Source organism: Candidatus Borkfalkia ceftriaxoniphila (assembly GCF_004134775.1).
Lineage (GTDB): Bacteria > Bacillota > Clostridia > Christensenellales > Borkfalkiaceae > Borkfalkia > Borkfalkia ceftriaxoniphila.
This window is the reverse complement of the sequence record NZ_SDOZ01000002.1, coordinates 455,702-481,215: the sequence shown is the minus strand read 5'-3', so window position 1 is coordinate 481,215 and position 25,514 is coordinate 455,702. Positions and strand designations below refer to the sequence as shown.

Genomic DNA, 25,514 nt, shown 5'->3' with positions numbered 1-25,514 from the left:
CACATATGATATAATTTGTAAACGATTTATAAAATAGATAATTTTAATCGGTTTCATCGAAAAAACGAATGACACGGAGGAGAGAAGATGACGAGCGACGGATTGAAGACATTTATCATGCTTTCCAAACTGAAAAACTTTACGCGCACCGCGGAAAGAATGTTCGTGGCGCAGTCGACGGTCACCAACCGCATCTTCGAACTGGAAAAGGAGATCGGCAAAAAACTGTTCGTGCGGCGCGCGGGCGGCGTGGAACTGACCGAAGAGGGGAGCGTGTTTTTAAACTACGCCGTGCGCATGACGGAACTGGAAGAGTCGTTCATACAGGAAGTCAATTCTTCGGCGAAATACAAAAAAACGCTGAAGATCGGCGCCATCAACGCGGTATACGAGAGCGCGCTCTATCCGGTCATCAGCAATTTTATCCGCAAGCGCAAAGATATTTCCACCAAAGTGATGCTGGGGCATTCGCTGGACATGTTGCAGATGCTGCAGGATAAGATCATCGACGTCGCCTTTTCCTACGTGCCCTTAAAAAAGGCGGGCTTTGCCTGCGAGGAGTTTTATTCCGACCGTCTGGCGCTCTTCGCTTCGCCGCGCATCAACGAATATAAAAACGGCATCCGCAAGGCGGAACTTGCGAATCTCGACTATCTCTTATGCAATTTCGCCTACGGCGACGTGGGCGTATTTATTTTATCGCTGTTTCCGCCGCGGCACGCGTTCGGGTTCGAGATCGACAACAGCGGCAAACTGATCCACTATCTGACGGACGGGTTCGGGTATAGTTTTCTGCCCTGCCGCCTCGCCGAGAGCGAGTTGCAAGCGGGGCTTTTGGAAGAAGTCCGTCTCATCGATTTCGCTACCCCCGCCATTGTCACTTATTGTTCCTATTCGAAGACCAACGCCGCCGCCTGCGAGTTTTTGCAGACGATGAAAGAGGATTCTCAGCCAAATTGACGACAGAGTACGAAATCGGTTTTAAATTTTGTTGCAATGTGGTATAATTTTAAGGCTTTTCAGGAAATAACATACAATCATCATATTTGTTCAGTAAAATATACTTAATTACTTTGTAGGGAAAAAACATGAAAATAGCAATCGCAGGGATCGGATACGTAGGATTATCCAATGCGGTACTCTTGGCGCAGCGTCATGAGGTGACTGCCGTCGACGTATCGCAGGAACGCGTAGATGCGATCAACGCCAAAAGATCGCCTATCGCGGACAAAGACATCGAGGAATATCTCGTCCGAAAGCCCCTTCGTCTTACTGCGACGAAGGACGGCGCGATGGCATATCGCGCCGCGGAATTCGTCCTGATCGCCACGCCCACCAATTACGATCCTCAAACCAATTATTTCGATACTTCTTCGGTTGAAAGCGTGATCGGAGAAGTCCGCGCCGTCAATCGGGAGGCTGTCATCGTCGTGAAATCCACGGTGCCGGTGGGCTATACGAACGGGCTGAAAGAGCAGTTGTCCGATAAAAATATTCTTTTTTCTCCCGAATTTTTGCGCGAAGGCAGAGCATTGTACGATAATCTGTATCCGTCGCGTATCATCGTCGGAACAGACAAGCGCGACGCGCGCCTGACGCGGAAGGCAAAAGAATTTGCCGAACTTCTCCGCGGGAGCGCGCTGAAAGAGGACGTGCCCGTACTGATCATGAACAGTACCGAGGCAGAGGCGGTAAAACTTTTCGCCAATACCTATCTCGCGCTGCGCGTTTCTTATTTCAACGAACTGGACACGTACGCCGAACTGCACGGGCTGAACACGAAAGAGATCATCGACGGAGTGAGTTTAGATCCCCGTATCGGAACGCATTACAACAACCCTTCCTTCGGATACGGCGGCTATTGTCTGCCCAAAGATACCAAACAGTTGCTGGCGAATTACCGCGAAGTGCCCGAGAATCTGATCCGCGCGATCGTCGATTCTAACCGCACGCGGAAAGATTTCGTAGCGGAACGCATTTTGAAAAAGGCGGGATATCCCGAGAATCGAGACGCCGTCGTGGGAATATACCGCCTGACCATGAAGTCGAATTCCGACAATTACAGGCAAAGTTCGATCCAGGGCGTAATGAAACGGTTAAAAGCGAAAGGGATTCGCGTTATCGTCTACGAGCCGACCTATCGGGAAGACAATTTTTTCAACAGTCCCGTGATTTCCGATCTTGAACAGTTCAAACGCCTTGCCGACGTGATCGTTGCCAACCGTCTGGACGAGCCCCTTTCCGACGTAAAAGAAAAAGTTTATACCCGAGATTTATATGGAAGAGATTAAAACATATCAGGATTCAAAAAACATGAACGAAAGACGCCCCAAAGTATCGGTCATCATGCCGATGTACAATCAGGAAAAATATATTGCGGAATGTTTGACCAGCGTAATTCGTCAGTCGCTGAAAGATATCGAGATCATCGTTGTAAACGACGGCTCGACCGACTCTTCCTTAAAGATCGTACAAAAGATAAAGGGAGACGATCCGCGCGTCATTATAATCGATAAAAAGAATTCGGGATACGGACATTCTCTCAACGTCGGCGTTGACGCGGCAAAGGGGGAATATATCGGAATCGTTGAAACGGACGATTATATTCTTCCCGAAATGTATGAGACTCTTTACAGAGTCGCCCGCGCGAAAAATGCTGAAATCGTCAAAACGGATTTTTGTCGTTTTTCTTCCGAATCGGGGTTCGTTTCCCGTACAGAAGTCCGATTGTCGGAACAAAAAAAATATTATCATCGCGTAATCTGCCCGTTCAAAGAAAAAGAAGTGTTTCGTTTTCCGATGAATACGTGGAGCGGTATTTACCGCCGCGATTTTTTATTGAGAAATCAGATCCGTCATAACGAAACGCCGGGGGCGTCCTTTCAGGATAACGGCTTTTGGTTTCAGACCTTTTGCCTCGCAAAATCGGTTGTCTTTTTAGATTCGATTTTTTATATGAACCGTCGCGACAACCCCAATTCTTCGGTTTATGACAGCAATAAAGTTTACTGCGTCAGTGAAGAATATAAATACATTGACCGGTTTTTAAAAGGAAACTTATCGCTCCGCAAAGAAATAATCGGATATTATTGGCTGAAAAAGTTTCATAATTACGTATTTACGTTAAACCGCATCGCTTATATGTTTAAACTGGAATTTGCGGAATACATGCAGAAAGAATTTATAAGAGGAAAAGAAACAAAAGAAATCGATTTTAAAATATTCAATGATACGGAAAGAGAATGCGTGCGGTTATTGATGCGTGAACCGCGGGCTTTTTTGCAAAAATTGAATTATATTATCTCCGATCAACCGGGTATCAGCGTAGTTTTGGTAAAAACGAACCATATGTTCCTCGATACATTTAAAAGCATTGCAAACCAAAAGTACGGAAATTTACAGATTTTTTGTATAGGAGATGTATTTACCGCCGCAGAAAAAGAATATTTGCAAAAGGACGACCGCACCGTTATCATGGAATCAAAAGATTCAATGCCTGCATTGCTCAATCAGGTTTTGCAGCAAATAACGGGAAAATATTTGCATATCGTTCCTTCCGGCGCGATTTTGAACGCTTGCTTATATTCTTCGGCAATGGAATGTTTTGATTCAAACGATATAGATATTTATGTGTTCGGTGCAAACATACAACTTAGTTGCGGAAACGTTGCTTATGACGTATTCGATTATAATAAAAACTTTATCGGAGAGGGGATTGTTTTCAATCATCAGGATGCCGCAGTAATATACGGATGCGGAATTTCTTTGAACAATAAAATTTTATCTGTGCAGCAGATTTATGAAAACAAATTAGAATTTAAAGACTATCGTGATAACGGCGACAGCCTGTCGTTTGTGGTAGAGTATCTGTTGCGTTGTCGGAATATTTATTTCGAAAAAAATAATTGCCTGTGCCTGAATCCGCTAAACAGCCAAAATATTGATTTTTGTTCGAGATTGGAAGAATACAGATACTTGAATTCTTTGCATATTACCGGACAAGGCAAAATCGGGGTATTAAACGTAATCGCAGAGGATTTGGTTCAAATCATCCGTGAAAACGGTACAGAGGCTTTTGCGCGTCGGGAAGATATTATACGTTTATTGAATTTGAGCAATTATACGAGGGAAGATTTTTTTAACGGATATATCTATGATTTTCTCTTAAAATTTGCCTATGCTGATTCGGCGGAGATATCAGAGGACTGTGATCTCACGAAAGATTATAACTCGCAAAAATATCTGTATTACGGTTTGATTTCAGCCGGCGAGTGGCAACGTTTTTGGCTGCAGAAGAACGGGTTGGGAAATGATCGCTTCGATGACGATTTAAATTCTATTCGTAATTCCTGGTCCTATAAGGTCGGGCGTATAATTACTTATTTTCCCCGCAAAGCGCGAGGGCTTGTCCGCAAATTCAAAAAATACGTAAAGAATACAATAGCAAAAAAATCAGTAAAATATGATGCCAAAGGACTTTTGAAATTACAAAACGCTCAGCCGTTGGTAAGCGTAGTAATGCCGTTATATAATGTTTCGGCATTCTTAAAAGAGTGTTTGAACAGTTTGCTGCATCAAACATATCAAAATCTTGAAATTATTTGCGTGGACGACGGCTCTTCCGATAATACTTATGAAATCGTGGAGCATTATCAAAAAGAACATAAGAATATCTTCTTGTATCGTCAAAATCATTTATATGCAGGTGTGGCGAGAAACACGGGATTTGCCCATGCGAAAGGAAAGTATACAATTTTCCTCGATGCGGACGATGTTTTTGAACCTGATTTAATTCGATCTCTTTTAATTCGTTCAGAAGGGACGGGGGCGGATATTTCCGTCTGCGCGTGCCGCGGGTTTGACGATAAGACAAAAAAATATATCGATATGAATTGGAGCATTCATAAAGATTGTTTACCGTTACAAACCGTATTCAGCGGAAAAAAACTCGGCGACTATGTCTGTTGGGCATTTATGGGTTGGGCATGGGATAAATTATATCGTACTGATTTCATAAGAAAACACGCGCTGAAATTTCAGGACGTACGCAGCACCAACGATGCGTATTTTGTGTTTACATCCATTGCCTTAGCAAAAAGAATTACTTATGTGGATAAAATTTTAGTGAATCAAAGAAAAAACAACAGCGAGTCAATTTCTTCCTCGCGTGAAAAATCCTGGAATAATTGTCTTTTGGCAGCGGATAAAATATATGAAGATTGGAATGCGAAGGGAATATATCAAAGATATGAAAGATCGTTTTGTAATTGGTTCGTTCAATTCATCGGTTGGCATTATAAAACGTTGAATGAAGACTGTAAAGGTAAACTTGCGGGAGAACTTTTGAAATATGTTGAAAAATATCGCTTATTAAATCGAAATGAAAAATTTTACTATTTAGAGCAAGATTTCAAACAATTTATAGATATTATGGAATAAAGAAGAGCAAGGTCATTGACCTTGCTCTTTCTTTATATTTCAAATTTACGATTCCATTCTTCCAAGGAACAGGTTTCCGGATAATGTTTTTGATATTCTGCTTTTAATTTGCGATATTTAAAAAGTATTCGAAAATACATGCCGAAGATTTGGCGGCGGATTTTTCGGCGGCGTTTTGAATCAAATTCACAAATGTAGCCCTGCTCTCGGTTCGTGTCGTAATGTATAGATGTTTTTTTCAGAAAAAGAGGCCTTGCCCTCGTAGAATTTGCGTCTACGACAATGGGTTTTTTTCGAAATAAAAAAGAAGGCATAAAATTTTCGATCGTCAGGATAGCTTTTCTGAAAATATTCCGCTTCGGATTTTTGACCTTTACTTTTTCTAATCCTTCGGCAATATCGACATGGAATCTTTGTTCAAGTTCTGCTTTATCGTAAAATTGCGGTTGATAATTCATGATTTCCCGATTCAGTTTTTCCATGTCTTGCTCGATCAAGAATTGATAACCGCTGAAAAAATCCTGATACGCCTTTATGATCAGTTCGGCACAAAAGTAACGTTTGAGCGCTAACTGAATGAAAGAAGAGTAAAGGAATTTTAAACTTTGTTTAAAACTCCCGATCTTAAAGCGAAGTGTGGATAATATCAACTCATTGCGTTTGAGGTAATAATCCATAACAGGATTGTATTTTAAAGTAAAATCCTGATGCCAGATGGCAATCCCGCTCAATAATATCAAGTGTTCTATGGCGCGCATGCCGTACTCGATATCGTCTGCTTTTATAAACAGGGGGAGAGGCAGACTGTATTTTGCAACTGTCTGTACCGGCATACATGTATACCACCAGCCTGTATAATTCGGCTGCGGAGGGTCCTCATTCAGCAATAAACTTTCCGCTTGTGTCATATCGAGATGGGAATTGCGCGGCTTATAATTCAGCCCCGTAAAATATCCTCCGAATTCATGCTGCTCGGTAGGTCTGTCCAAATACATCATCGGACTGCCGATCGTAGCGTATTTGTACTCATCGGAAAGCGCCCGCAACAAATAAGCGGTGCGTTTGAGCGTTTCGAATTCGAAATGGATATCATCGTCCATCAGCAGAAAATGCGTGAACGAAGGATCTTTGCACACTTCGGTGATCCCGCGGGTGAACCCGCCCGAGCCGCCGAGATTCTTGTTGGGTACGACGGTATAATATTCGTTTTCGGGAAGTTCCAGCGTTTTCGCATTGTCGATGACAAAAACGTGCAGAATATTTCCCCATTCGGGTTCTGCGGCAATACCCGCCAAAAGGCGCTTTAAATTGTTTTTTACGAACGTTTCGCGCTTATAGGTGCAGATGACCAGCCCGATTTTTACGGGATTGTCGTTGTTTGTATCCGCAAGATAACTGCCGCCCGTAAGTTCCGCCTCGCTCTCCGCGGTCAGCGTAAAATATAGATAACCCTTATCGGGGAGTTCGGAAATATCCAGCCGCACCGTATAAGAATCGGTAAATTTCACCGTTTGCAGCGGCAGGGTATTCCCGGACTGCGTTCTGCAAAAAAATTCCGCGAGAAAACTTCCCGTTCCCTCGAAACGGACGTCCGCGTTTTGAATCCCGCAGTATTTTCTGTATTTCGCATAGGAAAACAGATTGAAATACGTTTCGAAAGACGCTGTTTCTCCCGCTTGAAAGCGAAGGCTTTTCCGCTCCGCGTCGTATGCCGCGCCGCCCTGATAAAAGAGTTTTTCTGTGCCTTCCAGTTCGCAGCCGAAGAGTAAATTAAATAATTTCATTCTAAATCCTTAAACATATTTTTACATTCTTTTCATCAAAGCGTAATCGATAGAGTCGGTGAGCGCGATCCAACTGGCCTCGATGATATCTTCGGAAACACCGACCGTCGTCCAACTGTCCGTGCTGTTGACCGTGGTTATGAGTACGCGGACTTTCGCCGCGGTGGCTTTGTCGGAATTGAGCACGCGCACCTTGTAATCGACGAGCGCCGTGCCTGCGATCTCAGGATAGAATTCCGTTAAAGCGGAGCGCAGGGCGAGGTCCATTGCGTGCACGGGGCCTTCGCCGTCGGAGGCGGCGATGCGCGTGACGCCGTTGACGCGGATCTTGACGACCGCGGTCGCGACTTTTCCCTCGATGGCGGGCTGTTCGTTGATGATTTTATAGTTGATCAATTCGAACGAAGGCGTATAATGTCCCAGAATGCGCGAAACGCGCAGGATAAAACTCGCTTCCGCCGCTTCGAACTGGTAGCCCTGCACGGCAAGATTTTTCAACTCTTCCGCAATGATTGCCATTTCTCTGCCGTTTTTATCCACTTTCGGGAAATAATTTTTGATTTTATCGTAGATTGCGCTCTTTCCCGAGATCTCCGAAAGCAAAAACCGCCGTTTGTTGCCGATGACAGCGGGATCGACGTGCTCGAACGAGTTAGCGCATTTTAAAACGCCGTCCGCGTGCATGCCCGCCTTGTGCGCGAAGGCGTTCATGCCGATATACGGTTCGTTCTGCGGCACGGCGATGTTCGCCGTTTCCGCAATGGTCATGGCGCATTCGTAGATCTTTTGCATATTTTCCGCGGGCAGGCACAAATACCCGCATTTGAGTTGTAAATTGCAGATGATGGTCGATAGGTTCGCGTTGCCGCAGCGTTCGCCGAATCCCAGAAAAGTACCCTGTATATGCCGCGCGCCCGCGCAGACTGCCGCCACCGAATCGGCTACCGCCAGCCCGCCGTCGTTATGGCAGTGGATGCCCACGACGAGCGAGGGGAACTTTTCCGCCACTACGCGCACGATCGTTTCCGCCTCGTCGGGGAACAGCCCGCCGTTGGTGTCGCACAGGCTCAGTATGCACGCGCCGCCCGCCGCCGCGCTTTCCAGTGCGGACAAAGCGTAGGCGGGGTCGGCTTTATAGCCGTCGAAAAAGTGTTCGGCGTCGAATATGACTTTTTTGCCGTGTTCCGTGAGGAAACGCACGCTTTCTTCTATCATGCAAAGATTCTCGTCGGGCGTCGCCTTGATGACTTCCGTGACGTGCAGAATGTGGCTCTTGCCGAAGATCGCAACATATTCTGTGTTCGCGGCGAGCAGGGATTTTAAATTGCTGTCCTCCTCGCAGGAAATGTTTTTGCGGCGGGTGGAGCCGAACGCCACCAATTTGGAGCGTTTGAGTTTCAACGCCTGCACCCGCTGAAAAAATTGCATTTCCGCGGGATTGGAATAGGGGTTTCCCGCCTCGATGAAATCGACGCCCAACTCGTCCAGCGTTTCGATGACTTTCAGTTTGTCTTCGACCGAAAAGGAAATGTTCGCGCTCTGCGCGCCGTCGCGCAGGGTGGAATCGAATATCTGTAGTTTCGTGTTCATCTGCCCTCCTTTATCTTCACTTTTTGAAGACTGCGCCGCGGCTCGCAGAGGACACCTGCGCGCGGTAGCGCTTTAAATACCCCGTCACGGGCTTTTCGAGAGGACGGAAGGCTGCGAGCCTGCGCTCGATCTCCTTTTCGTCCACGCGAAGGTCTAAACGGTTATTTTCGATATCGATATCGATGATGTCACCCTCTTCGACGACGCCGATGACGCCGCCCGCCGCCGCCTCGGGGCACACGTGCCCGATCGCCGCGCCGCGCGTCGCGCCGGAAAAGCGCCCGTCGGTGATGAGCGCGACGTCCGCGCCCAGTCCCGCGCCGACGATGGCGGAAGTGGGGGAGAGCATTTCGCGCATTCCGGGGCCGCCCATCGGGCCTTCGTAGCGGATGACCACCACGTCGCCCTTGACGATCTTGCCCGTAGAGATGGCTTCCATCGCCGCCTCTTCGCTGTCGAATACGCGCGCGGGGCCGCTGTGTCTGAGCATTTTTTTATCCACGGCGCTCTTTTTCACGACCGCGCCTTCACGGGCGAGATTGCCTTTCAGGATGGCTAAACCGCCCTTGGCGGAATAGGGGGTGTCCATGGGGCGTATGATATTTTTATCCAGAACTTCGGCATTCTTCACGCGCTCCGCCTGCGTCACGCCGCTCGCCGTCAGGGCGTCGCCTTCGAACAGCCCCGCGTCGATCAGTTGTTTGATTACCGCGGAAATGCCGCCCGCCTCGTTCAGATCTTCGATGTAATCTTTGCCCGCGGGCGCGAGTTTGCATATATTGGGCACTTTCGAGCCCATTTCGTTCATGATATCAAGGGAAAAATCTTCCTCGCTCATGCCCACTTCGTTGGCGAGCGCCAGAAGGTGCAGTACGCTGTTGGAGGAGGCGCCGATTGCCATATCCACCGCGAGCGCGTTCCTGACCGCCTTGGGAGTAATGATGTCGGAAGGGCGGATATTTTCCCTGACGAGGTGCATGACCGCCTCGCCCGTGCATTTCGCGAGCGCGAGACGCGCGCTGTAAACCATGGGGATCGTGCCGTTGCCGGGCAGGGAAATGCCCAGCGCTTCGGTCAGACAGTTGAGGCTGTTCGCGGTGAACATACCCGAGCACGAGCCGCAGGTGGGGCAGGCGGAACATTCGAACCTTCCGAGTTCGTCCTCGTCGATCCTGCCCGCGTTATAGGCGCCCACCGCCTCGAACATGGAGGAGAGGGAAAGCCGCTCGCCGTGCATTTTGCCCGCGAGCATGGGGCCGCCCGAAACGAATACGGCGGGAATATCCAGCCGCACCGCCGCCATGAGCATGCCGGGTATGATCTTGTCGCAGTTTCCCACGAACACCAGGCCGGAAAATGCGTGCGCGCGCGCGAGGATCTCCGCGCTGTCGGCGATGATTTCGCGGGAGGGGAGAGAATAGCGCATTCCCTCGTGCCCCATGGCGATGCCGTCGCACACGCCGATGGAGGGAACGACGACGGGCTTGCCGCCCGCGGCAATGACGCCCTCTTTCACGGCCTCGGCGATCCGGTCCAGGTGCATATGACCGGGAATGATCTCGCTCTGCGCCGAAATAATGCCGATAATGGGCTTTTTCATCTCGTTATCCGTCCAACCGAGCGCCTTGAACAAAGAGCGCTGAGAGGACATTGCCGTGCCTTCCGCAAAAATATTGTTTTTCATTTTATATACCTCTGATTCAGATTAAATCGTTATAGTCGTTCAGGTCTTTGATACACACGCCGCCGCGGCTCAATGCTGTCACGCCCGTGCGCGCCATTTCCATGATGCCGTAAGGCTCGATCACGCGGATAAAGCCGTCTATCTTGTTCGGCTCGCCCGTGATCTCCAGGATCATGCTCGCGGGGGACAGGTCGACGACTTTCGCCTTGTAAACTTCTTTGATCTCTATAATTTCCGAACGCTTTTCGGGACTCGCCTTCACTTTTACCAGGCAAAGTTCGCGGAATATACAGGATTTTTCGTCCGCATACGTAATTTTTTTGATATCGATGAGTTTGTCCAACTGCTTGACCATCTGCGTGAGCATGTATTCGTCGCCGTCCAGTTCGATGGTGATGCGCGAAAAGTTTTCGTCCTCCGTCGAGCAGGCGGATATGGAATGGATATTATAACCGCGGCGCGCGAACAATCCGCTCACCCGCGTGAGAACGCCGCTCTTGTTGGCGGCCAGCGCCATGATCGTATACGTCATTTTTTTACTCTCCCATCTCGGTGATGATGCTGTCGAAGGATTTTCCCGGGGCGATCATCGGCAATACTTTGTCGTCGATGCCGATCTTGCAGTCGATGAGCACGGGCCCGTTCTCCGCGAGCGCCGCCCTGAGGACAGGCTCTATATCTTTTTCCGCAGCGATCGTCATGCCCTTCGCGCCGAAGGCTTCCGCCAGTTTGCAGTAATCGGTTTTGCGGTTCAGAGTCGTCTGCGAATAGCGCTTGCCGTAAAAGAGCGTCTGCCACTGGCGCACCATGCCGAGCGTGTTGTTGTCCATCAATAAAATGATCAAAGGAAGGTTTTGCGAAACCGCGGTGCACAGTTCGTTCAGATTCATGTGAAAACTGCCGTCGCCCGTCACGAGAAACGTGCGTTTTCCCGAAGCGACGCAGGCGCCAATGGCGGCGCCCAACCCGTATCCCATCGTTCCGAGACCGCCGCTGGTCACGAACGTGCGCGGCTTTTCGAATCCGTAGAATTGCGCCGTCCACATCTGGTGCTGCCCGACGTCCGTCGCGACGGGCGTGTCGGGCGGCGTCAGTCTGCATGCCGTCTGCAATATCTTGCGGGCGAACAGGGGAGAAAGGTTGTCCTTTTCGTCGCGTTTTTTGACCTGTATCGCCTCGTTCAGCCAGTCTTTGCGTTCGGCTTGCGGCAAAAGGGGAAGGATCGTCTTTAATATTTCGTTCACGTCCGCCATTACGGAAATGTCGGTCTCCACGTTTTTGTCGATCTCCGCGGCGTCGATATCGAACTGCACGATCGTCTTTTGTTCGCGGAACTTTTTGCGGTCGCCCGCCACGCGGTCTGAAAAGCGCATGCCCAGCGCGATCACGGTGTCCGCACACAAAAACGCCTGCGCGGCCGCGTTGGTGCCGTGCATGCCGAGCATTCCCAAAAATTCGGGCGCCGAAGCGGGATACGCGCCCAGCCCCATCAGCGTGGAAACGACGGGCGCCTGCAATTTCTTGGCGAAAGCGCATATGTTTTCGCCCGCATTCGAGCCGATCGCGCCGCCACCGAGTATGATAAGAGGGCGTTTCGCGTTCGCAATCGCCTCCGCAGCCTGCCGCACGCTTTCGGGTTCCACCTTTTTGGGCTCATAACGTACGGGTTCGGCGGGCGTAAATTCGCACAGTTCCGTCTGCAAATTTTTGGGCACGTCGATGAGAACGGGGCCTTTTCTTCCCGAGTTTGAGATAAAGAACGCCTCTCGGATGGTCGGCGCGAGATCGCGCACGTCCTTGACGATATAGTTATGTTTGGTCACGGGCATGGTAATGCCCGCGATGTCCACTTCCTGAAAACTGTCGCGCCCCAGATTTGCGAGAGTGACGTTGCCCGTAATGGCGACGAGGGGGATGCTGTCCATGTACGCGGTGGCGATGCCCGTCACGAGATTGGTCGCGCCCGGACCCGAAGTTGCGAGGCACACGCCCACCTTTCCGCTGACGCGCGCGTAGCCGTCCGCGGCGTGCGAGGCGCCCTGTTCGTGCGCAGTCAGAACGTGGCGGATACTGCCGTCCCTATACAGAGCGTCGTAAATATCCAGAACGCAGCCTCCGGGATATCCGAAAATGGTGTCGACGTTCTGTTCCTTCAAACAGCGTATGATAATATCCGCTCCGCTCAATTTCATGACAAAAAACTCCCGTAATTGTTTGACTATCATTATATATACAAAAAATATTGTAATAAAAAACGGCGGAAGTGTCAAGTGTTTTGTTTTCCATGCGAAAAAGGGCGGCAAGTGAAAAAAATATTTTGAAAGTTCATCTAAAACAGTTGACAAAAGAGGGCGTATAAGATAAAATAAGAAAGCATCTTTTAAGAGATGGCAATATCGCGGGGTGGAGCAGTTCGGTAGCTCGTCGGGCTCATAACCCGAAGGTCGTAGGTTCGAATCCTGCCCCCGCAACCAATTTTTTGTTATGGCGGCGTAGCTTAGCCCGGTTATAGCGATCGGTTCATACCCGATAGGTCGTAGGTTCGAATCCCACCGCCGCTACCAAAGACAATTTTATTCCGCATTTCTTGCGGTTTTTATTCGGCCCCGTGGTCAAGCGGTTAAGACATCGCCCTTTCACGGCGGTAACACGAGTTCGATTCTCGTCGGGGTCACCAAACAAATATTTTCTCGGAAAGCCGCTCTTACAGAGCGGCTTTTTTTCATACATCAAAATATTTTAAATGAAGCACGTGGGACAGGGCCGTAATCGCGGCTACGATAGAGGACGAAACATAAATTTCATATCGCTTTTCAGGCGGACAAGGAATTCCTTGCCCGCCTTTTTTGGAATAATTGTACAACAAATTGAAGTGATTTAACTATAATTTTGTCAAATCGCATGATACTCTATATACAAACTCGTGAAGGAATCGATCAGTTATGAAAGAAAATTCTGTCTGTTCAAAAGGACAAGTGCCCGAAAACGAACATATTACGTTTTTGGGAAACGGAAAGCGTAAAGTACTGATTTTCGGCAATTCCATAACCCGCCACGGACGTGCGCCCGCTCTGGGTTGGTTTTCTGACTGCGGAATGGCGGCGTCGTGCGCGGAAAAAGATTATGTGCATCTGCTGTACGATGCAATGCACGATGTCCGTTTTTGCATCGTACAGGCAGCGGATTTCGAACGGGAGTTTTTGAGGGTACCGTCGTCTTTCGCCGAATTTCGCGCGGTAAAAGATTTTGGACCCGATCTCATCGTCGGCAGGTTGGGGGAAAACGTATCATCCGAACGCGTACAAAAAGGCAAATTTACACAAACTTATAAAAGACTGCTCGATTATTGCCGCCGCAAAGATACGAAATTGATTTTGACGACTTGTTTTTGGGAAAGTCCCGTGGTGGACGACGAGATCCGCGCATTGGCGAAGTCGGAAGGCTGTGCGTTGGCGGAATTGAACGATCTGGGCGCGCGCGACGAGATGAAGGCTTGCGGTCTGTTTTCGCATACGGGCGTCGCCGCGCATCCCGGCGACAGGGGAATGCGGGAGATCGCCGAACGAATTTTACGGGCCATGGAGAAATCGCAATGAGAAAGAGGATCAATACCCTGAACGCCTCGCTGCTTTTGAACGGCGTGAGTTACGGCGAACACGTCATGAATCCCGGAATGGTGGTCGAAGACGTCGAAAAACTTGTCCGCAACTGCTCGAATACCTTTATCGTGCGCTGTCAGCCCGACAGACCCATGACGGACGAAACGTACTGTGCGCTGGCGAAGTTCGCGAAAGAAAAAAATCTGTATTTCGGATTTTTATATGCCTACCAATTCCCGCCCAAAGGGAAAAGAAGCCATTTGAACGCGGCTTTGGTGCAAAAATTAGATGAACTCGCTGGCGATCTGTTCCTCGGAGAATTTTTTGGCGAGGCGGGCAGCGACAAAGCGGCGAAGGACAAGGGCTATTACGTAGAAGGCAGCGAAGTGATCGCCCTGCAAATGCCCCCGCAAGATTTTAACGATATGCTCGCGGCAAAAGAAAATTTTGTGCGGTTTATTCGAAGTATGACTGCATACGACGATGAGATCGGATTGAAAAAGACGTTTTTAGTAGAGGCGACCGCGCTTTCGCGCTACGAGATGGAGGGCGGAATACGCACTCCGATTCTGGAAGTGTTGCCGGGGAATCCCGAAAATCTGATCCCTTTTACGCGCGGCGCGGCGATCGGCTACGGCCGTGAAAACTGGGGCGGATTTATCGCCAACGAATGGTACGGAGGCTACCGTCACGAGGACGAACTCAAACGCGCACGGCTGGAACTGACCTATAAATATCTGTATTTGTCGGGCGCCAACCTTACGTTTTTGGAAAGCGGGAATCACGAGATCAAATCGTTCGGCTACGATCTGGACGAAAACAGCGATCTATGCCGCTCCTATCGCGCGGCGGCGGAAAACTTCGAAAATTTTATCGAAAACAATCCCCGTCCGCCCTGCGGTCCGCTTGCAAAAGTCGCCTTTCTTGCGGGAAATGCAGACGGATACACGGATTTTATGGGCGGCAGCAGTTGGTGCCAGTTCGGACGCGAAACGTGGGGCAACGGCGACGCCGAAAAGAGTTGGGATATTTTATCCGAAATATTCCGCTGCCGCGATTGGCACGATCCGTCGGCATTTGCCGTTGACGGGCTCGATCTGAATAATGCGCCCGCATACGGGACGTACGACGTCATTCCCGTGGAAAGTCCCTTGCGCGTTCTCGCGGGGTACGATTATCTGCTGTTTGCGGGCTGGAACACAATGACGGAAGAGTTATACGCAAAGTTGACGGAATACGTGCGCGGCGGCGGCGTATTGTTTGCTTGCGCGGCGCATCTGAATGAAAATCCCGTCCGCGGCGGCGCTGCGAGATATATTTGCGGCGGCGATTGGAGCGAACTGTTCGGCTGCAAGGCGGGCGAAACGTTGCGCATCAACAGCGGCGTAAAATTCGGGAAAGACAGTTTTGTGAAAAATCTTCGCTATCCCGGCACGAGCAATCTGTGGTGCGACGCGAATTACGCCGCGGGCTTTGCCGATTACGTCCGCGTGACGCTGTGCGGCGGTACGGCGCGCTGCGTCTTTTCCGACAGTTTTCAACCTCCCGCCGAGCCGCATATCCCCGTTGTCGTCGAGCACAGTCTCGGCAAAGGCACGTCGATCTTTCTGACCGCGCAAAACTATCCCGGCGCGCCCGCCGTGATGCCCTTGTACAGACAGATCGTGAAAGCGATTTTGGCGGCTTCGCATGCCGATGCGGATATCCGCGTGACGGGCAGCGACCGCGTCCGCTTCTCTCTCTTTTACGACGACGTCACAGGCGAAGAAAAACTGTATCTTCTGAACACCTCATATGCAGCCAAAAACGAAGTTACGCTGCATATTGCGGGCGGGAGACAGCAGTTTTGGCTATCGCCGTTGGAACTGAAAACGGTGGAGTTGAAAAAAAAACGCCGTTAAAATCGGGTCAGAATCGTCTGCCGATAGTTTCGCGGCGTCGTGCCGCGGTATTTGCTGAAAACGCGGATAAAATGCGAGCAATCAAAAAATCCGCATGCCTGCGCCACGTCGGTAACGGAAAGATTGGCGTTTTTTAAAAGTTCGCAAGCCTTTTTGATGCGTATTTCCGCCAGATACTCGGTGGGAGTGGTCTTGCAGATGGCTGTAAAGCGCCTTAAATAGGTGGAACGCGACATATTTGCCTTGCGCGCCAGATCGTCGATGGAAATTTTTTCGGAAAATTCTTTGCGCATATATTCGATGGTCTTGACGATCGACAGCGCGTCGGGCTGGGTGGTGTCCGGCAATTGCATGCGGTAATCTGTGTCGATCAGCCGCGACAGAGTGCAGATGAGCAGAATGGCGCGCATTTCGAAAATGAGGTTGCTCTCCTCGCTCTCCTCCTGCTGTAAATCATAGAGAATATTTTCCATTTCGGGACGGAGCCTTGCAAGTTGTTCCTCCGTTAAATGTAAAAAAATACTCTCGTCGTAGTTTTTGCGGATATACGGCTCGATTTCGAAGAGCGTATGATAGCCAGAGAACTTTTCCAACTCGTCCGAATATTTTTCCAACACATAGTGGGGTAAGAGCAGATGAAAAATGTTCAGATCGTTTTCCGACCAGTAACCGTGACGGTTTTTCGGCGGTATGGCGAACACGTCGCCGGGTTTTGCCAGACACAGATTGTCCTCGATATAGTGCACGCCGTTGCCCTCGACGACGATGTTGATCTCGTAAAAATTGTGCGAGTGCATGTTGATGGGATAATCATCTTTGTGATAGTACGCCTTGCGGATGCTGGTATTGTCGGGCAGACGCTCTTCCAGTCGGAAGGTTTCCGTAGTATGGTTCGGAAGTTTCTTCGGATACATGTTTAACCTCGCATTTGAAACGTTTATACAATATAATGGTTTATTGATGCTATAATCATACCACATTCTTATGATAAAATCAAGATGAAAATTCAAAGATGAAGGGAAGAAAATGAAAGAAAGCAAAGCTGTAAAAATATTTCTCTGGGTATCCTTTGCGATGTTCATGTTATACATTCTTTCGCTGACGATACCGCTGTATTACATGATCCTCAATTCATTCAAGACAAACGGGGATTACGTGGACAATCGGTGGGGGCTTCCCTCAGTGTTTACGCTGCAAAGTTTCGCGAAAGCGTTTACCATGCGCGCGGGAGAAACGACGCTTCCCATGATGCTATTGAATTCCGTGCTTTTGAGCGTGGGGGCGACGGTCATCAGCGTCACTTCCATATCGGTGACGGCGTATACGCTGGCGCGGTTCCGCTTTACGGGCAGAAATCTTCTCGTGGTCGTCGCCATCTCAGCGATGGCGTTTCCCTCGCTGGGCGGCGGAGCCGCTACCTACAAACTGATGGTCAATCTCGGTCTCGTGAACACTTGGGGCATCCTGCTCATGTTCGGCGGGCCGTTCGGGTTTTCTTTTCTGATCATGTACGCCTATTTCAAGGGCGTATCCAAAACGTACGCGGAGGCGGCGCGGCTGGACGGCGCGGGAGAATTCCTGATCTTTTTCAGGATCATCCTTCCGATGACGAAGGCGGCCCTGGGCGTGATCATCTTTATGGGCATCGTCGGGTCATGGAACGATTATTACACGCCGTACATGTATCTGCCCGAAATGAAAACGCTGGCGACGGGATTGCAGGCGTTTTCGATCACCGCCTCCACGACGGGCGCGTACACGCAGATGTTCGCCGCCATGATCATCGGGACGGCGCCCATGGTGATCTTATTTGTCTGTATGCACAAGACCATCATCAACAATACGGTAACAGGGGGATTGAAAGGATGAAAAAGATCGTTCGCGGGCTGTGTCTTTTATTGACGGTTTCGCTCGTGCTGCCCGTTGCGGCGTGCGGAAAATTTCAGGCGGATTCGAAGGACGTGCCCATATATCCCGATGCGGAGCCTTTCCGCTTTGTTGCGTATATGTCGCCGCCGCCCGCCAATTCGGGGTCGGGAGAATTTGCCACCAATCCCGATTATATGACGTTGGAGCATTATCGGAACATGGCGGACTGCGGATTCAACTATACGACGGGTATGTACGAGAATACGAAAGAACTGTACCTAAAAGGCATGGATCTCGCCGAACAGGTCGGCATGAAATACTACGTCCGCGATTACAGTTTCGCAGACGGCTGTATCGAAGGGATCATTGCCGCGGCGAATTCCGAGCAAGAGGCGCAGACGATGCTGGAAGCGCAGAAGGAAAGTATCAAGGCGCGTTTCGACGAGTATTCGCAGCATGAAAGTTTTGCCGGAGTCCTCGCCGTGGACGAACCCTCGACAAAGCGCTACGACGCGATCGCGGTGATGAACAAATGGTACCGCGAAAATTTTCCCGATACCGAATTTCAGGTCAATCTTCTGCCGACTTACGCTTCGGCATCGCAACTGTTCGGGACGAACGCCAGCGATAAAAAATACGGCGAAGATTACGTAAAATATTTCAACGAACATGTGGATCCCTCCGTCTTGAGTTACGACCATTACGCCCTTTCCAAAGAAGGCACGGTCAACAGACTCAGCGCGACGTATCTGCAAAATCTGGAATACTTTGCTAACGAGGCGGCGCGGACGGATAAAGACTTTTACGTTTTTCTGCTGACGCTGGGCCACTGGAATTACCGCACGATGGAATACTACCGCGACATCGCGTGGCAGGTGTATACGGCGATGGCATACGGCGCCGTGGGCGCACAGACGTTCACCTACTGGACGAATTTGAGCAACGGCGCGAGCGAGAAGATCACGGGCGCGCTCGTCGACAGGGACGGCACGAAACTTCCCGCCTGGTATGCCATGCAGGAAGTCACGAAAGAAGTGAACGCCTTTGAAAACGTCTATATGAATTTCGATTGGCAGGGGACTCTGCCCGTCGTCGCGGACAAATATGAGAGCAATCCCATGGTGGATATGATGCTAACGCCCCTGACAGAACACGACCGTATCGCGTCCGTTTCCACGACGGGCGACGCGATCATCGGCGCTTTCAAAGATAAAGAGGGGCGTGACGGATTTCTTCTTTCCAACATAACCGACCCTGCCGATAACACAAAGGCGGCCGTCACGGTTAAATTCAACGACGCGAAAAAAGTCGTCGTCTATAAAAAAGGGCGCACGCTCGTCTGTCCTCTCAGTAAAGGGAAAGCAACCTTCGAACTCGGCTCTGGAGAGGGCTGGTTCGTAATACCCGTATAAGGAGCAAACATGAACGAAGGTAAATTACTTTTTGTCGCGTATCTTTCGCCGCCGCCCGCCAAAGTCGGAAACGGGGAATTTGCCGACAATCCGAATTATATCGACGAAAAAAATTATCGCACCATGATCGACTGCGGTTTCGACCGCGCGATCGGACTCTTCGAAAATCAGGTGCCTCACTATATCGCGGGTATGCGCGCCGCCGAAAAAGTCGGCATGGATTATCTGGTGCGCGATCAGTTTCAAGACGGCTCGATCGAGGGGATCATCGACGATCTGCAAAGATCGGGCAAGTCTTGCGAACGGCTTTTGCGGGAAAAGGAGCGCGCGATCTGCGATCGTTTCGACGAATATGCGAAATATCCTGCATTTTCGGGCATTCTCGCATCCGACGAGCCGCCCGCTTCGAAATTCACTGCGATCCGCACCGTGCAGGATTGGTTTTGCGGGCGCTATCCCGGAAAAGAGTTTATCGTCAATCTTCTGCCCACGTACGCCAACGCGGAACAACTTTCGGGCGATGAGGGAATAGAAAATTTCGATTACGAAAAAGACTATGTGAATGCTTTTATCGATATTGTTGATCCGCAGATCCTCAGTTACGACCATTACGCGCTCATCTATGACAAAAAAAACGACGAGAACGTGATGCGTGCGGATTATCTGCGCAATCTGGAAATTTTTGCGGAATGTTCCAGAAGGACGGGTAAGCCTTTCTATAATTTCATGCTCACCATCGGGCACCTCTTTTATAGGACCGTCCGCGCATACGAGGATATCGCCTGGCAGGTCTATACCTCTCTCGCTTACGGATGCACGGGAATGCAGACGTTCACTTACTGGACGCTTCTGAGCAACGGCGAAGCGGAAAATATCACGAGCGCGCTCGTCCTCCGCGACGGCGGCAAGACGCAGGCATGGTATTCCATGCGGCAAGTGATTTCAGAAGTGCGCGCGTTCGAGAAGGAATTTTTGAAATATCGTTGGTGCGGCGCGATGGTTGCGGGAGGGCCCGATGCGAATTTCGGACAACTGCAGCATACGCTCTCCGCGCATCCCGCGATCGCGGGACTGAAAGCGGACGCCCCCTGCGTCGTCGGCATTTTCGAAAGAGAAGGAACGTACGCGCTGTTGATCGCGAACTTCACCGACCCGATCGAAAAGCGGAACGTGCGGGTTTCGGCAAAGATGAACGCCGACGGGACAACGGTGTATTACCGAGGAAAACGGCAAAAGTCTGCTTCGACGATTTCTTTGGAACTGGAAAGCGGCGCGGGCGCGTTCGTGCTGCTCGAATATTTGTCTGATAAGGAGAACGATCTATGAAAAAAATCTGGAAAATGCTCGTGCCGGTGCTCGCGCTGTGTATGTTCCTGCCTATGGCGGCGTGCAAAAAGGACGATGAAACGGCGGGTAAGACCGTCGTAAAAGTAGCCTTTTATGCGGCGGGTTTCGGCACCTCCTGGATGGAGGACGCCAAGGCGAGATACGAGGCGGAACATTCCGACGTGTATCTCAAATTGGAGGGGGATCCTTACATCGAAGAGACCGTAAAGCAACGCCTCGATACCAAAAACGCCAACCTTGCCGACGATCTTTGCGTGTTCGGCGGCGGGTATTACCGTTATATGGTCAGAAACGATTTGTTAAAAGATCTTACGTCTTTCTATGACGAAACCGTCGAGGGCGAGGACACGGTGGACGATCTTGTCAACCAACAACTCAAAAATTACTTTACCGTCAACGGGAAAGTATACGGAATACCCTGGCAGGACAACGCGATGAGTTTTGTGTATAACGCGAATATGTTCGATCAGTACGGCTGGGAAATTCCCGAAACGATGGATCAGTTTTTCAGACTGTGCGAAAAGATCCGCGACGATACGGACGGAAAAGTCAATCCGCTCACCTATTGCGGAGCGGCGAATCAGGGCTATTTCCCCGGGGTCATGGAAAACTGGCTGGCGCAGTACGAAGGCACGCAGGCGATGTACGATTTTCTGGACTGCGAAAACGCCGAAGTATATCAGGCGCAGGAGTCCGGAAGGACGAAAGTATATCAGACAGTTGCCAAGATCATTCACGGCACCGATTCCAAGGGCCGCCGCTATGTAGACGGCAAGTCGAGAGGTTATACCCACCTCGACGCGCAGGCGGAGATCTTGAAGGGGAATTCCGCCATGGTCGTTTCAGGTCCCTGGATGCAGATAGAAATGAGCGAATATCTCGTGGATTATCCGGGGTTCCGCATGGGGATCATGCCCACCCCGCATATCAATGGGGACGCAAGGGATAAAAACGGCAACGATTCCCGGTACGTGCGCACTTCCAGCACGGGCGTGATGGTCGTGCCCAAACTTGCCAAAAATGCGGACATTGCGCTGGATTTCATGAAATTTATGCTGACGCAGACAAGTCTGGAACGGTTTGTCGAAACGACGGACGGCCTGACGCGTCCCTTTACTCTGAAAAATCCCGAAAATTGCGATTTCGGCAGCAATTATTTTGCCAGTACCGTGTTCGATCTTCTCTCCGAAAAACCAGAACGTATGATCTATACGGTCAGCACGTCCGATATCTGGCTCGCGGGAGAATCGTCCATGTGGATGTGCAACGACGGCGCACCCGTCACGGCTCTGGCAAGTCTGACATACGAACAGGCGATGAGCGAAGCCGCCGAACTTGCCAAGGAAGATTATCGGGTAGTCAAGGACAAATGGAACAGTTGGCAGGTCGGCTGAAATACAAAAGCGACGGGGGCGGAAAATGGCTTTGAAAAATATTCTTGGCGGCGTAAAAAATAAGATCAAACAGCATTATGAAAAGAGCGGGCTCTTAGAGCATTCGAGCGTAAAGATCAAAAATCCCTGGAAGATCAAACTCTTTATTTTCTGTATGCTCGCGCTGCCCATCGCGCAGTTTCTCGTATTTACGGTCTATATCAACATCGACGGCATACTGATGACTTTCCAGAACGTAGATTTTTCCACCAACGAAGAAAAATTCGTGGGGTTTGGAAACTTCGCTAAGTTTTTCCGCAATTTCACGGCGGTCAACCGCGATAATTTTATAAAGTCTATTTGGAATTCGTTCGGCTACTGGCCCGTCACGTTTCTGATCGCCATTCCCTTGCAGTTGCTTTCGGCGTACATTCTGTATAAAAAAGTACCCGCGTCGGGATTTATCATCGTCATGATCTTTTTGCCGAACCTGATCCCGCCCGCGGTGCTTGCACAGTCGTTTTCCGAAATGCTCTCCATCCGCGAGGGCCCGCTCAACTCGATCCTGATGCACATTTTCGGCTATACGAGCGAAACGGTCCCCATCTGGCTCAGAGACGAAAAATTCGCCATGCCCATTCTGTATATGTACAGCGTCTGGGTCGGCATCGGTTACAACGCCGTTTTGATGTGGGGGGCCATGACGCGCGTGCCTGCGGAGATCGTCGAATCGGCGCATCTGGACGGCATCGGCTTTGTCGGGGAATTTTTCCATATCACACTGCCTATCATGTGGCCCACGCTGTCCATGATCTTGATGACGAGCGTCGGCATTCCGTTTTCCGTCTATATGCATTCCCTGCTCTTGACAAACGGGGGACAGGCGGGCACGGGTACGCTGGGGCTGATGGCGATCCAGACGCTGCGCTCGGGCGATATGTATTATTCCGCCACCATCAGCGTGATCTTGTCGATGGTATCCATTCCGCTCATGCTGCTGGCGAGAAAAGTGCTCAACCGCATCTACGAAGATGTGGAAGTATAACAAATTATTCGGAGGAAAAGATGAAAAAAAGAAGGATTATGCTGATCTTGGCGCTTTCGCTCGTATTCGCCCTGTCGGGCGCGGGCATCGTCTCCTTTGCGGCGGAAACGCCCGAGGACGGAGCGCTTTCCATGGCCACCGTTTTACAGACGAAAGAGGGATTCCGCGAAAACGGCACCGCGCAGGTACGCACGAAAAAAGCGCTCGCAGGTGAATATTCGGTCACATATAACGTTTCCGGCGTCACGCCCGGCAACGGCTGGATCGCGCAGCAGTATATCGGCATCGACGATGCGGGCAGTTTTCTGCAAATTAATCTATTCGTAGATTCCGCCGTCACGGTGAATAAGGTCGGCGGCGAATCGGCGGGCGCGCTCGTCATTTACGACGCCACAACCGATCAGCCGATGGCAAATCCACGTTCGCTGGAATTGGGCGGGGATTGGTTTACGGGCGCAAATTACATTTTTAAATACGAGATCACGAAAACGCGGCTGCATTTCTATTTTGGCCTCGCGTCCAAGATCGTAGAGGGGACGGACGCGCCCGTCAGCCGCGGCTATGTGCTTCTCGATGACAAAACGTACGGCGAATATACCGACGGGATCGCCTCTTTCGCGCCTTATGCGGCGGACAGGAGCGGTTTTTCGATGACTGTCAATTCGATTTCGGTCAAAGGCGAACAGGCAAACCTCGATATGACGTCTATGGAAAAAGACGCCGAACGCGAAAACGTGATAGCCAACCAAGACGCGGAACTTTTTCTCGCGGACAAATTCGAAAACCGCTCCTCTGCGCAGACGGATTTTGCAAAGGGCGGCACGTTCTCCAAAAAATGGGTGAGCGAATTGCCCGTATCCACGGACGGATTGCCGAACGACGCGGACGTGTTCACGAGTTCGTTTGAGATCGCGCTCACGACCTCCGCGGGAAATTATATCCCGAGCGGACTGCAATTCGGATTTGCGTTCGGTATGCCCGAAAAGACGGCTACTCCCGCAACGGAGGGCGTGACTGCGATTTGCGGGAAACTTCCCATGGCGGGTCTGGATCTTTCCGTAGGGAACGGCACGGACGCGATCGTCCATGAAACGACCATCGGCGACGCGAGCAAAATATTTTCCGCGAACGACGGCGGCATAGGCAGGCTGTACGTTTCCCTGATAGGGAAAAAGGACGGCTCGCTCAAAGTAACGTATAAAACGGATCACCCGAGCGACGCAGATGCGACGTTCGAATATACGGGCATCGGTTTCTACGGTTTTATAACCTTTTTCGTGACGGCGGACGATGTCGCCATCGCAGGCGAGAGCACGGGGGGAAGTATAGCGTTTCAAAACATTTTGCTGCCTTCGGCGCAGAAGGTAGACGCTGAAAGCGTTTCGCTTTCAGATGAGAGCGCTTCCGTCAGAATCGGCGAGAGCAAACAGCTCACCGCCACCGTGAAGCCCGACAATACCACGATCAAAACGCTTACATGGACTTCCTCGGACGAAACCGTCGCTACCGTCGACGAAAACGGACTTGTGACCGGGAAAAAGAGCGGCAGTACCGTCGTCACCGCGACGACGGAGAACGGCTTGAAAGCCTCTTGCAACATTCTCGTTCCCGTCGAGGCGGAAACGGTGACGCTCGACAAGACGAGCGCGGTGATAGGCGTCGGCGCGCAGTTGCAACTGAACGCGACCGTTTCCCCCGAGAATACGACCGATAAAAACGTCGTCTGGGCTTCTTCCGATCCGTCCGTCGCCACAGTGGACGAAAACGGTTTGGTGAAGGCGATCGCCAAGGGCGAGGCGAAGATCACTGCCTCCTCATCCAACGGCAAGAGTGCGGAGTGTGCCGTTACCGTGTCGGTACCCGTATCGGGCGTAACGCTGTCGGAGACGGAAAAAACGCTTGACGCGGGCGATTCCTTTCAGTTGACGGCGACGATCTTGCCTGCCGACGCGGGAAACAAGAGCGTTTCGTGGAGTTCGTCTGCGGATAACGTGGCGGAGGTGGACGAAAACGGCACCGTCACCGCCAAGGCGGCGGGCACCGCCGTGATCACCGTATTGACAGCCGATGGATATAAAGAGGCGACTTGCACCGTAACGGTCAAAGCGCCCGTCGTACCCGTCACGGGGATCTCTTTGAACAAAGACGCATTGACGCTGGACGTCGGCGGAACGGAAACGCTGAAAGCGAGCCTTTCTCCCGAAACGGCGACAAACAAGGGCGTCAAGTGGACATCTTCGGACGAATCGATTGTAAAAGTAAGCGACAAAGGCGTCGTCACCGCCGTCAAGGCGGGCACGGCCTCAATCACGGTAACCAGCGAGGACGGATCGTTCAGCGCGACTTGCGCGGTCACGGTGAATGGGACCGAAAAGGGCGGGTGCGGTTCCACAGTCGCGGGCGTTTCCACGATTTTCGGACTCGCCGCTGCGGGGATAGCCGTACTGTTATTCAGAAAAAAAGCAAAATAA

The 25,514-nt window shown here is 50.7% G+C and carries 17 protein-coding genes and 3 tRNA genes; 14 read left to right on the top strand and 6 right to left on the bottom strand.

The features are described from left to right. Positions 1 to 87 precede the first annotated feature (87 nt). From ESZ91_RS02305 to ESZ91_RS02295, 3 genes are all read left to right on the top strand, one after another. On the top strand, positions 88 to 960 hold the full coding sequence (locus ESZ91_RS02305; protein ID WP_129223720.1) for a LysR family transcriptional regulator: 873 nt from the start codon (positions 88 to 90) through the stop codon (positions 958 to 960). 128 nt (positions 961 to 1,088) lie between these two features. Continuing rightward, positions 1,089 to 2,291 carry a nucleotide sugar dehydrogenase gene (locus ESZ91_RS02300; protein ID WP_129223718.1) on the top strand — a complete coding sequence of 401 codons (1,203 nt, stop codon included), beginning with the start codon at positions 1,089 to 1,091 and terminating at the stop codon, positions 2,289 to 2,291. Next, positions 2,278 to 5,439 (top strand): glycosyltransferase, encoded by a 3,162-nt coding sequence (locus ESZ91_RS02295; protein WP_129223715.1) that lies wholly within the window; start codon positions 2,278 to 2,280, stop codon positions 5,437 to 5,439. The genes ESZ91_RS02300 and ESZ91_RS02295 overlap by 14 nt, the downstream gene beginning before the upstream one ends. Before the next feature lie 32 nt (positions 5,440 to 5,471). Here ESZ91_RS02295 and ESZ91_RS02290 read toward each other — a convergent pair whose 3' ends face one another. The 5 genes from ESZ91_RS02290 to ilvB are packed head-to-tail and all read right to left on the bottom strand — an operon-like array spanning position 5,472 to position 12,689. Continuing rightward, positions 5,472 to 7,223, bottom strand: coding sequence for a glycosyltransferase (locus ESZ91_RS02290; protein ID WP_129223713.1), 1,752 nt, complete (start codon positions 7,221 to 7,223; stop codon positions 5,472 to 5,474). A 21-nt stretch (positions 7,224 to 7,244) separates the two neighbouring features. After that, entirely contained in the window at positions 7,245 to 8,813 is a 1,569-nt protein-coding gene (cimA, locus tag ESZ91_RS02285; protein WP_129223711.1) for a citramalate synthase, read from the bottom strand. A 16-nt stretch (positions 8,814 to 8,829) separates the two neighbouring features. Further along, on the bottom strand, positions 8,830 to 10,497 hold the full coding sequence (ilvD, locus tag ESZ91_RS02280; protein ID WP_129223709.1) for a dihydroxy-acid dehydratase: 1,668 nt from the start codon (positions 10,495 to 10,497) through the stop codon (positions 8,830 to 8,832). A gap of 16 nt (positions 10,498 to 10,513) precedes the next feature. Then, on the bottom strand, positions 10,514 to 11,029 hold the full coding sequence (gene ilvN / locus ESZ91_RS02275; protein ID WP_129223708.1) for an acetolactate synthase small subunit: 516 nt from the start codon (positions 11,027 to 11,029) through the stop codon (positions 10,514 to 10,516). Positions 11,030 to 11,033: 4 nt separating this feature from the next. Continuing rightward, positions 11,034 to 12,689, bottom strand: a complete 1,656-nt coding sequence (gene ilvB / locus ESZ91_RS02270) for a biosynthetic-type acetolactate synthase large subunit (RefSeq protein WP_161971013.1) — start codon at positions 12,687 to 12,689, stop codon at positions 11,034 to 11,036. A 205-nt stretch (positions 12,690 to 12,894) separates the two neighbouring features. On the opposite strand from ilvB, the gene ESZ91_RS02265 reads away from it, so the two are divergent. From ESZ91_RS02265 to ESZ91_RS02245, 5 genes are all read left to right on the top strand, one after another. Further along, positions 12,895 to 12,971, top strand: a tRNA-Met gene (locus ESZ91_RS02265). Between the two features lie 12 nt (positions 12,972 to 12,983). After that, positions 12,984 to 13,061, top strand: a tRNA-Met gene (locus tag ESZ91_RS02260). Between the two features lie 38 nt (positions 13,062 to 13,099). Then, positions 13,100 to 13,174 (top strand) — tRNA-Glu (locus ESZ91_RS02255). 265 nt (positions 13,175 to 13,439) lie between these two features. Beyond that, complete coding sequence (locus tag ESZ91_RS02250) at positions 13,440 to 14,093, top strand: SGNH/GDSL hydrolase family protein (protein WP_129223704.1); 654 nt, start codon at positions 13,440 to 13,442, stop codon at positions 14,091 to 14,093. Further along, positions 14,090 to 15,997, top strand: a complete 1,908-nt coding sequence (locus tag ESZ91_RS02245; protein WP_129223702.1) for a type 1 glutamine amidotransferase family protein — start codon at positions 14,090 to 14,092, stop codon at positions 15,995 to 15,997. Before ESZ91_RS02250 ends, ESZ91_RS02245 begins: the two co-directional genes overlap by 4 nt. Here the strand turns inward: ESZ91_RS02245 and ESZ91_RS02240 are convergent. Beyond that, on the bottom strand, positions 15,994 to 16,911 hold the full coding sequence (locus ESZ91_RS02240) for an AraC family transcriptional regulator (RefSeq protein ID WP_161971012.1): 918 nt from the start codon (positions 16,909 to 16,911) through the stop codon (positions 15,994 to 15,996). The two genes, ESZ91_RS02245 and ESZ91_RS02240, sit on opposite strands and share 4 nt — an antisense overlap. Before the next feature lie 112 nt (positions 16,912 to 17,023). Here ESZ91_RS02240 and ESZ91_RS02235 point away from each other — a divergent pair, with 112 nt between their 5' ends. From ESZ91_RS02235 to ESZ91_RS02210, 6 genes are read left to right on the top strand one after another with little or no spacing between them, the layout of a single operon-like run. Further along, complete coding sequence (locus tag ESZ91_RS02235; RefSeq protein WP_129223698.1) at positions 17,024 to 17,866, top strand: carbohydrate ABC transporter permease; 843 nt, start codon at positions 17,024 to 17,026, stop codon at positions 17,864 to 17,866. Beyond that, positions 17,863 to 19,278 carry a hypothetical protein gene (locus ESZ91_RS02230; RefSeq protein ID WP_129223696.1) on the top strand — a complete coding sequence of 472 codons (1,416 nt, stop codon included), beginning with the start codon at positions 17,863 to 17,865 and terminating at the stop codon, positions 19,276 to 19,278. Before ESZ91_RS02235 ends, ESZ91_RS02230 begins: the two co-directional genes overlap by 4 nt. Before the next feature lie 9 nt (positions 19,279 to 19,287). Then, positions 19,288 to 20,604 carry a hypothetical protein gene (locus ESZ91_RS02225; RefSeq protein WP_129223694.1) on the top strand — a complete coding sequence of 439 codons (1,317 nt, stop codon included), beginning with the start codon at positions 19,288 to 19,290 and terminating at the stop codon, positions 20,602 to 20,604. Next, entirely contained in the window at positions 20,601 to 22,019 is a 1,419-nt protein-coding gene (locus ESZ91_RS02220; protein WP_129223692.1) for an ABC transporter substrate-binding protein, read from the top strand. The genes ESZ91_RS02225 and ESZ91_RS02220 overlap by 4 nt, the downstream gene beginning before the upstream one ends. Before the next feature lie 25 nt (positions 22,020 to 22,044). After that, a complete protein-coding gene (locus ESZ91_RS02215) occupies positions 22,045 to 23,043 on the top strand; it encodes a carbohydrate ABC transporter permease (RefSeq protein ID WP_129223690.1) in 999 nt (332 codons plus the stop codon). A gap of 20 nt (positions 23,044 to 23,063) precedes the next feature. Beyond that, the gene (locus tag ESZ91_RS02210) at positions 23,064 to 25,514 is read left to right on the top strand and encodes an Ig-like domain-containing protein (RefSeq protein WP_129223688.1); all 2,451 of its coding nucleotides are present in this window, start codon (positions 23,064 to 23,066) and stop codon (positions 25,512 to 25,514) included.